A 9,588-nucleotide genomic window follows, 5' to 3' on the forward strand; every position below is an offset into this window, starting at 1 on the left:
CACCACCGACTGGCTGATCGGCACGCTGGTCAGCAAGGCCCCGCCCGAGCATGTCCGCGCGGTGCTGGCCTGCGCGCTCGCGCTGCTGGCCGACGACGAGGCCGATGCGGCCTACGCGCCGTTCACCGTCGTCGATCAAGCCGTGACGGCGCTCGGCGCGCGCCGCGAGTTCGTGTTCGCGAAGGGGCTGGCCAACGCGGTGCTGCGCCGTTTCCTGCGCGAACGCGCGGCGTTGGCCGCGCAATGGCAGGCGGTGCGCGGCGCGCGCTGGAACTATCGCGACTGGTGGATCGATGCGGTCGAACGCGCCTGGCCGAACGACTGGCAGGCGATTCTCGCGGCCGGCGACGCGCCCGGCCCGCTGACGCTGCGCGTCAACGTGCGGCAGGCGAGCGTCGAGGCCTATCTGGCCACGCTGCGCGAGCACGGCATCGACGCGTGGGCCGTCGGCCGCCACGCGGTGCGGCTCGCCACGGCGCTGCCGGTGGACCGGATCCCGGGGTTCGCGGACGGCGTGGTGTCGGTGCAGGATGCCGGCGCGCAGCTCGCGGCCGAATCGCTCGGCGTGCAGGACGGCATGCGCGTGCTCGACGCCTGCGCGGCGCCGGGCGGCAAGACCGGCCATCTGCTGGAGCTGGCCGACGTGGCGGTGGTGGCGCTCGAAAGCGACGCCGCGCGCGCCACGCGCATCGGCGAGAACCTCGAACGCCTGAAGCTCGCGGCCGAGGTGCGGGTGGGCGACGCGGGCGACCCGGCCGCGTGGCACGACGGGCAGCCGTTCGACCGGATCCTGGCCGACGTGCCGTGCTCGGCCTCGGGCATCGTGCGCCGTCACCCCGACATCCGCTGGCTGCGCCGCGAAACCGACGTGGCCGCGCTGGTGGCCGAGCAGCGCCGCATCGTGCTGGCATTGTGGCCGTTGCTGAAACCGGGCGGCGAATTGTTGTACGTGACGTGCTCGATCTTCCCCGAGGAAGGCGAACTGCAGGCGCGCTGGTTTGAAGAAGCCGTTCAAGATGCGGTACGATTGGACGCGCCCGGGCAACTGCTGCCGCGGGCCGCCGCGGGCCGGCTGCCTGACGATGCCGGTCACGACGCCGCTGCGCGGCCGGCCGATCACGACGGATTCTTCTACGCGCGCTTTCAGAAACGGTGACGATCTCTCGCCTCCTTCCACTTCGGTTCGCGGCCGCGCTGCTGGTCGCGATCACGCTGTGCCTCGCGGCGGCCGCGCCCGCGCATGCCGATCCGGTCAATGTGCAGCGCGCATCGCTGCAATCCGACGGCAACGGCTGGGCGCTCGACGCGCGTTTCGAATTCGAACTGAACGCCAACCTCGAAGACGCCGTCAACAAGGGCATTCCGCTCTACTTCACCACCGATTTCGAACTGAGCCGTGCACGCTGGTACTGGTTCGACGAACAGCCGGTGTCGGTCACGCAAACCATCCGCCTGTCGTTCCAGCCGCTCACGCGTGAATATCGCGTCTCCACCGGCGGGCTGGCGCTCGGCTTCCCGACCTTGAAGGAGGCGCTGGCGGTGGTGCAGCACGTCACGTCCTGGCATGTGATCGATCGCAACCAGGTGCAGGCCGGCGAAACCTACACGGCCTCGGTGCGCATGCAGCTCGACACGGCGCTGATGCCGAAGCCGTTCCAGGTGGACGCGGTGAACAACCGCGACTGGACGCTCGTGTCCGACTGGAAGCGCTTCACGTTCACGGTGACCGATCGTGCGAAATAGCCTGCGCCGCTTCTTCGGCAAGAGCCTGCTGGTTCGCGTGCTCGTCTCGACCGTCGCGGTCACGGCGCTGCTGCTGCTGGTGCTGCTCGCCGCCGCGAGCGCCAACACCGAGTTCTTCGACCGCTATTACTCCTGGCTCTACACCGCGAACATCCTCGTCGCGCTGGTGTTCCTGCTGGTGGTGCTCGGGCTCGGCGGGATGATCGTGGCGCGCCTGCGCAAGGGCAAGTTCGGCACGCGGCTGCTCGCCAAGCTGGCGATCTTCTTCGCGCTGGTGGGCGTGGTGCCGGGCGGAATCATCTACATCGTGTCGTATCAGTTCGTCTCGCGCAGCATCGAATCGTGGTTCGACGTCAACGTCGAGACCGCGCTGACGGCCGGCCTGAACCTCGGGCGCGGCATGCTCGACGCCTCGCTGTCGGATCTGCAGAACAAGGCGCGGCTGATGTCCGAGCAACTGTCGAGCGCCGACACCAACACCAACGGCACCACGCTGACGCTGCTGCGCCTGCGCGATCAATTCGGCGTGCAGGACGCCACCATCGTCGAGCCGGGCCACAACGGCACGGGCGCGGCGCCCGATCTGCATATCGTCGCGCAGGCGTCGGGCAACTTCGCCGCGCTGATCCCCGACGACATGCCCACGCCGCTGATGCTGAGCCAGGCGCGCGAGCACAGCGGCTACGCGGCGATCGAAGGCGAGGTGGACGGCGATCCGCGCGCGAAGGGCGCCAAGGGCGCGCTGCGGCTGCGCGTGGTGCAGCGCATTCCCGATTCGTCGACGGCGCTGCTGCAGCCCGTCGAGCGCTATCTGCAACTGACGCAGCCCGTGTCGCCCTCGCTCGCGCGCAACGCCGACGCCGTGCAGCGCGCCTATCGCGAGTACCAGGAAAAATCGCTGGGCCGCAGCGGCCTGCGCAAGATGTACATCGGCACGCTGACGCTCGCGCTGTTCCTGGCCACGTTCATCGCGATGATGATCGCGCTCGCGCTCGGCAACCAGCTCGCGCGGCCGCTGTTCCTGCTGGCGCAGGGCACCAAGGAAGTGGCCGAGGGCGACTACACGCCCAAGCGCGAGCTGAAGACGCGCGACGAGCTCGGCTTCCTCACCCAGTCGTTCAACGCGATGACGCGTCAGCTTTCCGAGGCGCGGCTCGCGGTGGAGCGCAACCGCGTCGCGCTCGAATATTCGAAGTCCTATCTCGAGGGCATTCTGGCCAACCTGACGGCCGGCGTGTTCGTGCTCGACCGCCAGTTCCGCCTGACGATCGCCAACCGCGGCGCCGAGCGGATCTTCCGCCAGCCGTTCCAGTCGCAGATCGGCACCGTGCTCGATCAGTTGGCCGTGGTCGCCGAGTTCGGCGCGATGGTGCGCAAGGCGTTCGCCGACCGCGAGGCCACCGGCACCGGCCACGGCGGCGAGGATCGCGGGCATTGGCAGCAGCAGTTCGCGGTCACGGTGCCCGGCGAGCCCGAGCCGCTCACGCTGCTGGTACGGGGCACGCGCCTTGCGTCGGCGGTGGCGGGCGAGGCCGACGATCCGCAGACTTCCGGCTACGTGGTGGTGTTCGACGACATCTCGGATGTGATCTCCGCGCAGCGTTCGGTGGCGTGGGGCGAAGTGGCGCGACGGCTCGCGCACGAGATCAAGAACCCGCTCACGCCCATCCAGCTGTCGGCCGAGCGCTTGCAGATGAAGCTCGCCGACAAGCTCGCGCCGGCCGATGCCGACATGCTCAAGCGCGGCGCCACCACCATCGTCAACCAGGTGGCGGCGATGAAGCGCATGGTCGACGATTTCCGCGATTACGCGCGCACGCCGCCGGCCGTGCTCGGCAACCTGCAGCTCAACGATCTGGTCAGCGAAGTGCTGACGCTGTACGGCGTGGGCGAAGGCAAGAACATGATCGTGGTCGAGCAGGGGCCGCTGCCGGTGATCCGCGGCGACGCCACGCAACTGCGTCAGGTGATCCACAATCTGCTGCAGAACGCGCAGGATTCGGTCGCCGAGGCGGCGCAGCCTCGTGTGTGGCTCGAAACGAGGGCAGTAGAATATGGCGACCCCGATGCGAACGGCATGCGCCGCATCGCGGTGCGGTTGAGCGTGTCCGACAACGGCCCCGGCTTTTCGGCGCGCATCCTGACGCGCGCGTTCGAGCCTTATGTCACCACCAAGGCGAAGGGCACGGGCCTCGGGCTCGCAACGGTGAAGAAGATCGTGGACGAACACGGTGCGCGGATCGATCTGCGCAACCGGATGCAGGGTGAAGTGGTCGAGGGCGCGCAGGTTTCCATCCTGTTCCTGCAGCTCGCCGACGACACCACGGGCTCCGAGGGCGGAGCGAACAGCGGAACGGCACCCGCCAAGACAAAAGCAACAGTGCAGACAAGGGCAGCGTAAATGGCAACCATCCTGGTGGTAGATGATGAAATGGGCATCCGGGAATTGCTCTCGGAAATCCTCGCGGACGAAGGACACGTCGTCGAGTTGGCGGAAAACGCGCAGGCCGCGCGCGACTATCGTCAACGGCTCGCGCCCGATCTGGTTCTGCTCGACATCTGGATGCCCGATACGGACGGCGTCACGTTGTTGAAGGAATGGGCGAGCCACGGGCAACTGACGATGCCCGTGATCATGATGTCCGGGCACGCGACGATCGACACCGCCGTCGAGGCGACCAAGATCGGCGCACTCGATTTCCTCGAGAAGCCGATCGCGTTGCAGAAGCTGCTGAAATCGGTCGAGCACGGCCTGGCGCGCGGTGCGGCGCCGGTGCCGCAAAGCCCGGCCGCGAAGCCCGCGGCCGGCCCGGCGGCGGTGGCCTCGGCCGCCGCGCTGCCGACGCTCGGCGAGGAAGTGCAGGTTGCGCTCGGCATGACAGGGCAGGCGGCGGCGATCCCGTTCGACATCCCGTTGCGCGAGGCGCGCGATGCATTCGAGCGCGCCTACTTCGAGTACCACCTCGCGCGCGAGAACGGCAGCATGACGCGCGTCGCGGAAAAGACGGGCCTCGAACGCACGCACCTGTATCGCAAGCTCAAGCAGCTCGGCGTCGAACTCGGCAAGAAGCCCGCGGAAGGCGGCCTCTGAAATTTTTTGCGAAAAGGGCTTGATCTACGGTTCGGGCCTCGCTATACTTTCTCTTCTGTTGGCCCGGTAGCTCAGTTGGTAGAGCAGCGGATTGAAAATCCGCGTGTCGTTGGTTCGATTCCGACCCAGGCCACCAAATTCGAAAAGGTCCAAAAGCTTGACGGCTTTTGGGCCTTTTCTCTTTGGAAGCGCCGGGGCCGCCCCCGCCGTTTCCAGATGCGCGCCGCATCGATATGCCGCGCCCGCTATGTCCGGCATGCGCCGCCGCAAAGGGTGGGCGCCGGGCGAAACGGCGGGCCGCATGATAAAATCCCTGCCGACTCAAAGACTTGAAGGACTTGAGGACGCTGGTTTTCCGCGCCGCAAGTCCTTTTTTGTTTGTCGCTCGAACCGCCGCCGGTCCCGCGGGCGCGGCGCCGCGGCGGACCTTCTCTACTCGGAGTACACGGTGATTCGGACAGACGCCAAGGGCGGCGCGCTCGTACTGTTTTCCGGCGGCCAGGATTCGGCAACCTGCGTGGCCTGGGCGCTCGAACGTTATCAAACCGTCGAGACGCTCGGTTTCGATTACGGCCAGCGCCACCGCGTCGAGCTCGAATGCCGCGAAGGCGTGCGCGAGGCGCTGCGCACGCGCTTCCCGCAGTGGGCGAACCGGCTCGGCGAGGATCACATGATCGACCTGTCGGTGCTCGGCGCGATCAGCGATACCGCGATGACGCGCAGCATCGAGATCGAAATGACCGAGAACGGCCTGCCGAACACGTTCGTGCCGGGCCGCAACCTGATGTTCATGACGATCGCGGCGGCCGTCGCCTATCGTCGCGGGCTCAAGGTGCTGGTCGGCGGCATGTGCGAGACCGATTTCTCCGGCTACCCCGATTGCCGCGACGACACCATGAAGGCGTTGCAGGTCGCGCTGAACCTCGGCATGGATACCCGCGTCGTGCTCGAAACGCCGCTGATGTGGCTCGACAAGGCCGACACCTGGCGGCTCGCCGAGCAGCTCGGCGGCCAGGATCTGGTCGAGCTGGTGCGCGTCGAAACCCACACCTGCTACGTGGGCGAGCGCGCCGAACTGCACGATTGGGGCTTCGGCTGCGGCGCGTGCCCGGCCTGCAAGCTGCGCAAGCGCGGCTACGAGGCCTATCGCAACGGCGAGCAGGTCACCGAGGCGCCGGCCTGAGGGCCGACACCGCACAACGCGCGCCGCGCAGGCGTGCAGCAATGGAAACGGCGGCAAGCCGCCGCACGATGAGCAGATGACGTACACGGTCAAGGAAATCTTCTACACGTTGCAGGGCGAGGGCGCGAATGCCGGGCGTCCGGCCGTGTTCTGCCGGTTCGCCGGCTGCAATCTGTGGACGGGCCGCGAAGCCGATCGCGAATCGGCCGTGTGCCGGTTCTGCGATACCGATTTCGTCGGCACCGACGGCGAGAACGGCGGCAAGTTCAAGACGCCCGACGCGCTCGCCGATCAAGTGGCGGCGCTCTGGCCGGAAGGCGAGGCGAACCGCTTCGTCGTCTGCACGGGCGGCGAACCGATGCTGCAACTCGATCAGCCGCTGGTCGACGCGCTGCACGCGCGCGGCTTCGAGATCGCCATCGAAACCAACGGCTCGCTGCCGGTGCTCGACACCATCGACTGGATCTGCGTGAGCCCGAAGGCCGATGCGCCGCTCGTCGTCACCAAGGGGCACGAGCTGAAAGTCGTGATCCCGCAGGACAACCAGCGCCTGGCCGAATACGCGCAGCTCGATTTCGACTACTTCCTCGTGCAGCCGATGGACGGCCCGTCGCGCGATCTCAATACGAAGCTCGCGATCGACTGGTGCAAGCGCCATCCGCAGTGGCGCCTGTCGATGCAGACGCACAAATACCTGAATATTCCCTGAGCCGCGAGCCTCACTCATCGTGCTGATTACCCGAAAACTCGAATTCGACGCGGGCCACCGCATCCCCGATCACCGCAGCCAGTGCCGCAACCTGCACGGGCATCGCTACGTGCTCGAAATCACGCTGCGCGGCGATCTCGTCGATACGGAAGGCGCGCCCGACCGCGGCATGGTGATGGATTTCGCCGACGTCAAATCGCTGGCCATGACGCATCTGGTCGGCAAGTGGGATCACGCGTTCATCGTCTATGCGCGCGACGAGCAGGTGCGCGCGTTCCTCGAACAGATGGCCGACCACAAGACGGTCGTGCTCGACCGCATTCCCACCGTCGAGAATCTCGCGGCGGTGGCGTTCGACATCCTCGCGAACGTCTACGACGCCCATTACGGCGTCAATCTGCGCCTCGAGCGCGTGCGGCTCTACGAAACGCCGAACTGCTGGGCCGACGTCGAGCGCCAGCCGGCGCGCTGAGGCGCAGCCGGCCCACGGGCCGGGCGCGCTGCCCGGCTCGCGAGCCTTCCCTCCTGCTGTTTCCCCTGCACGCCGTTCGCCTTGCCGGACGGCGCTTCGCATCCCCCGAACGCATGCCCGGCGGCGCTTTTCTGGCCACGGTATGATCGTCGCGCGCGGCTTGGTGCCGCGCGGCGAACACGTATTTCCCGATACAACAACGATTCCGCCACACGGGTGACGGGGCAACCGGCCGCGCGCGCCAGGCGCGTTGCGCGGCCAGCAGGAGAACAGGACATGAATGGCTCAGGCAAGCGGGCGGCGCGCGTCGCCCGCGCGATGGCGGCATCTCTGGCGTTGGGCGCGGCAGGCATTGCGTTCGTGACGAGCGCGCCCGCGCTGGCGGCCGATGCGGCCGGCGCGGCGAACACCGCCGCCAGCACGACGGGCGCCGCCGCACCGCACTCGACGCCGCACGCGAAGCTGCGCAAGCCGCCCGCGCCGTCGAAGGCCACGGCCGCGGCGGTGGCCGACTACAACGCGGGCAATCTCGACGCCGCGCTCGCGGGCTTCAAGCGCGGAGCCGGGCGAGGCGACCGGCTCGCGCAATTCAATTACGGGATGATGCTGCTCAAGGGCGAGGGCACCGCGGCCAACGTGCCGGACGGCCTGCACTGGCTCGACACGGCGGCCGAGGCCGGCATGACGCAGGCGCAGTATGTTCTCGGCACGATGTACGACAACGGCGATTTCGTGGCGCGCGATCCGGCCGCGGCGCACGGCTGGCTGCTGAAGGCGGCGGAGCAGGGCCACGTCGAGGCCGAGCTGGCGCTCGCCAACCAGTTCCTCGACGGCCGCGGCACGCCGCGCGACAACCATCAGGCGTTCCTCTGGTATCGCAAGGCCGCCGACGCCGGCGAACCCACCGCGCAGTACGTGACGGCCTCGTTCTACGAACGCGGCGGCGACGGCGTCGATGTCGACCTGAACCTCGCGCGCGTCTATTACGCCGCGGCGGCCGTGCATGGCGACGACGTCGCCGCGCTCAAGTATCAGGAAGTCAGCACGGCGCTGCGGGCGCAGGTGGCGGCGGGCGCGTCGGGCGCAGCGGCGGCTTCGGCTGCCGAAGCGCCGCAAGCGGCATCGCAATGAACGCGCGGCGCCGATAGCGCCGCCGGCAGCAACGAAAAAGCCCGGCGCGAGCCGGGCTTTTGCTTGAACGGTGCGCGAACGGGCGCGCCTTCAGGATTTCATCAGCCGCTTCTGCCGCCCGACGCTCATGATCATCCCGATCGCAATGCCGAGCGTGGCGAGCGCGGTGCCGCCGTAGCTCATGAACGGCAGCGGCACGCCCACCACGGGCAGCACGCCGCTGACCATGCCGACGTTGACGAACGCATACGTGAAGAAGCCCAGCGACAGCGACCCGGCCAGCAGCCGCCCGAACAGCGTCGAGCCCTGCGCGGCGATATACAGCCCGCGCGCGATCAGCAGCATGTAGAGCGTCAGCAGCACCAGGCCGCCCGCCAGCCCGAACTCTTCCGAATAGACGGCGAAGATGAAGTCGGTGTGCTTTTCGGGGATGAATTCGAGGTGCGCCTGCGTGCCCTTCAGGTAGCCCTTGCCGACCGGCCCGCCCGAGCCGATCGCGATCACGGCCTGGATCGTGTGGAAGCCCTTGCCGAGCGGATCGGAGGTCGGATCGAGCAGCGTGCAGACGCGGTGCTTCTGGTAATCGTGCATCAGCGGCCAGACCACCTGCGGCTGGCAGATCTTGCTCTCGAACGTGGCGATCGCGGCCACCGCCACCACGCCGGCGATCAGCACCGGCACGATCAGCTTGAACGACAGCCCCGCCAGGTAGATCACGAACAGCCCCGCCGCGAACACCAGCATCGCGGTGCCGAGGTCGGGCTGCTTGGCGATCAGGCCCACCGGCAGCAGCAGGATCGCGAACGCGAACAGGTAGTCGTACCAGCGGATCCCGCCTTCGCGGCGCTGGAAATACCAGGCCAGCATCAGCGGCGTGGCGATCTTGAGGATTTCCGACGGCTGGATCACCACGCCGACGTTGAGCCAGCGTTTCGCGCCCTTCTTGGTCATCCCGAACACGGCGACGGCCACCAGCAGCGCCACCCCGAACGTGTAGAGCGGCACCGCGAAGCGCATCAGCGTTTGCGGTGGAATGTTCGCGATGATCCACATCAGCACGAACGTCAGCATGATGTTGCGCAGTTGATCCTCGACGCGGCCCGGCATGTCGATCGCGGCGCTGTAGAGCGTGACGATCCCGACGCAGAGCAGCAGGAACACGAACAGCGCGAGCGGGCGGTCGAAGCCCGCGAACATCTGTTTGGCCTTGTCGAGCCAGGCGCGCTTGTCGAATTGCATGCCTTTCTCCGTTAATCGTG

9 protein-coding genes and 1 tRNA gene are annotated in these 9,588 nt (G+C 67.7%); 9 read left to right on the forward strand and 1 reads right to left on the reverse strand.

The window, feature by feature from the left end; all coding sequences use genetic code 11:
• From rsmB to G3N92_RS26440, 9 genes are all read left to right on the forward strand, one after another.
• On the forward strand, positions 1-1,156 hold a 1,156-nt coding region (rsmB, locus tag G3N92_RS26400; protein ID WP_206130535.1), incomplete at its 5' end, for a 16S rRNA (cytosine(967)-C(5))-methyltransferase RsmB.
• Positions 1,153-1,743 (forward strand): DUF4390 domain-containing protein, encoded by a 591-nt coding sequence (locus G3N92_RS26405; protein ID WP_206130536.1) that lies wholly within the window; start codon positions 1,153-1,155, stop codon positions 1,741-1,743. The genes rsmB and G3N92_RS26405, both read left to right, overlap by 4 nt.
• Complete coding sequence (gene esaS / locus G3N92_RS26410) at positions 1,733-4,144, forward strand: sensor histidine kinase EsaS (protein ID WP_206130537.1); 2,412 nt, start codon at positions 1,733-1,735, stop codon at positions 4,142-4,144. The genes G3N92_RS26405 and esaS overlap by 11 nt, the downstream gene beginning before the upstream one ends.
• Entirely contained in the window at positions 4,145-4,834 is a 690-nt protein-coding gene (gene esaR / locus G3N92_RS26415) for a response regulator transcription factor EsaR (protein ID WP_206130538.1), read from the forward strand.
• Between the two features lie 60 nt (positions 4,835-4,894).
• Positions 4,895-4,970: transfer RNA gene (locus G3N92_RS26420), tRNA-Phe, on the forward strand.
• A 312-nt stretch (positions 4,971-5,282) separates the two neighbouring features.
• Entirely contained in the window at positions 5,283-6,017 is a 735-nt protein-coding gene (queC, locus tag G3N92_RS26425; RefSeq protein WP_206130539.1) for a 7-cyano-7-deazaguanine synthase QueC, read from the forward strand.
• 76 nt (positions 6,018-6,093) lie between these two features.
• A complete protein-coding gene (gene queE, locus G3N92_RS26430; protein WP_206130540.1) occupies positions 6,094-6,726 on the forward strand; it encodes a 7-carboxy-7-deazaguanine synthase in 633 nt (210 codons plus the stop codon).
• A 19-nt stretch (positions 6,727-6,745) separates the two neighbouring features.
• Positions 6,746-7,198 carry a 6-carboxytetrahydropterin synthase QueD gene (gene queD, locus G3N92_RS26435; protein WP_206130541.1) on the forward strand — a complete coding sequence of 151 codons (453 nt, stop codon included), beginning with the start codon at positions 6,746-6,748 and terminating at the stop codon, positions 7,196-7,198.
• Positions 7,199-7,516: 318 nt separating this feature from the next.
• Entirely contained in the window at positions 7,517-8,329 is an 813-nt protein-coding gene (locus G3N92_RS26440; RefSeq protein ID WP_206130542.1) for a tetratricopeptide repeat protein, read from the forward strand.
• A gap of 90 nt (positions 8,330-8,419) precedes the next feature.
• On the opposite strand, the gene rodA is transcribed toward G3N92_RS26440, so the two are convergent.
• On the reverse strand, positions 8,420-9,568 hold the full coding sequence (gene rodA, locus G3N92_RS26445) for a rod shape-determining protein RodA (protein WP_206130543.1): 1,149 nt from the start codon (positions 9,566-9,568) through the stop codon (positions 8,420-8,422).
• Between the last annotated feature and the right edge of the window lie 20 nt (positions 9,569-9,588).

The sequence above is a fragment of the Burkholderia sp. Ac-20379 genome (genome assembly GCF_017104645.1).
GTDB lineage: Bacteria > Pseudomonadota > Gammaproteobacteria > Burkholderiales > Burkholderiaceae > Burkholderia.

Coding starts and splice junctions, on each gene's coding strand:
- esaR (WP_206130538.1), top strand. CDS start 4,145: ATGGCAACCATCCTGGTGGTAGATGATGAAATGGGCATCCGGGAATTG.
- queE (WP_206130540.1), top strand. CDS start 6,094: ATGACGTACACGGTCAAGGAAATCTTCTACACGTTGCAGGGCGAGGGC.
- G3N92_RS26440 (WP_206130542.1), top strand. CDS start 7,517: ATGGCGGCATCTCTGGCGTTGGGCGCGGCAGGCATTGCGTTCGTGACG.
- rodA (WP_206130543.1), bottom strand. CDS start 9,568: ATGCAATTCGACAAGCGCGCCTGGCTCGACAAGGCCAAACAGATGTTC.